The sequence below is a fragment of the Prauserella muralis genome (assembly GCF_003202285.1).
Classification (GTDB): Bacteria; Actinomycetota; Actinomycetes; order Mycobacteriales; family Pseudonocardiaceae; genus Prauserella_B; species Prauserella_B muralis.
The window spans coordinates 1-1,019 of sequence record NZ_MASW01000015.1 but is presented as its reverse complement, the minus strand read 5'-3'; the positions used below and the strand labels follow the sequence as shown (position 1 = coordinate 1,019).

Annotated in this window: 1 protein-coding gene and 1 pseudogene; one reads left to right on the top strand and one right to left on the bottom strand. The window is 63.4% G+C overall.

Annotation, left to right across the window (positions count from 1 at the left end):
* A pseudogene (locus BAY60_RS36045) lies at positions 1–254 on the bottom strand (transposase); the annotation flags it as partial.
* Positions 255–333: 79 nt separating this feature from the next.
* Between BAY60_RS36045 and BAY60_RS36040 the strand changes: the two are divergent.
* The coding region (locus tag BAY60_RS36040) for an IS256 family transposase (RefSeq protein ID WP_425466515.1) at positions 334–1,019 on the top strand (686 nt) is incomplete at its 3' end.

Here is a 1,019-nt window from a genome sequence, read left to right as displayed (position 1 = left end):
CCCTCGCTGCTCTGCACCCAGATCCCCAGCACATGCTTGACGCCCTCGAGATCCACCCCGACGGCGATGTGTGCGCAGCGGTTGCGCACCTGGTGCCCGTCGCGGACCTTCACCACCAACGCGTCCAGGTAGAGGATCGGGTAGATCTCCTCCAGCGGCCGCGACTGCCAGGCGGTGACCTCGTCGGCGACGGCGTCGGTGATCTTGGAGATCGTCTCGTGGGACAGCTCGGTGCCGTAGGTGCGTTCCAGGTGGGGCCGTGTCATGACAACTGTGTAAGCCGCGGATGGACCAAGATCGGATTGCCCGACGCGATCCAGAAAGGATCCATCTGTGACCGAGAACACACCTACTCAGGCTGGGGATTCCGCGGCCGGTAAGGCGCTCGCCGGCGCGTTGTCATCGGAGGCCCTTGATGCTTTGGTGAAAGACGCCTACGCCAATGGCGGCGCGTTGGGTGCCCAGGAATTGCTGAATCGCATGACCAAGGCCGTGCTGGAGCGCTCGCTGGAAACCGAGATGACACATCACCTCGGCTACGAGAAAGGCGACCCGGCCGGCGCCGGGAGTGGTAATTCACGCAATGGCAAGTCGACGAAAACGGTGTCCACGACGAACGGCCCGATCGAGGTCGCAGTGCCGCGGGATCGGAATGGCTCGTTCGAGCCCGCGATCGTGCCGAAACGCGCCCGACGTCTCGGCAACATCGACGAGGCGATCCTGTCACTGTATTCACGTGGCATGACCACCCGCGATATTGAATCCCACCTGCACGAAGTATACGGCGTGAACGCGTCGCGGGAATTGATTTCCAATGTCACCGAGGTCGTGGTCGACGAGATCGCACTCTGGCAATCCCGCCCGCTGGACGAGGTGTATCCCATCCTGTACGTGGACGGGCTGCGCCTGCGGATCAAGGACAAGGGCGTGGTCACCACCAAGGTCGGCTACTTGGCCCTCGGCGTAGACGTCGAGGGCCGCAAACACGCCCTCGGGCTCTGGATCGCCGACACCGAAGC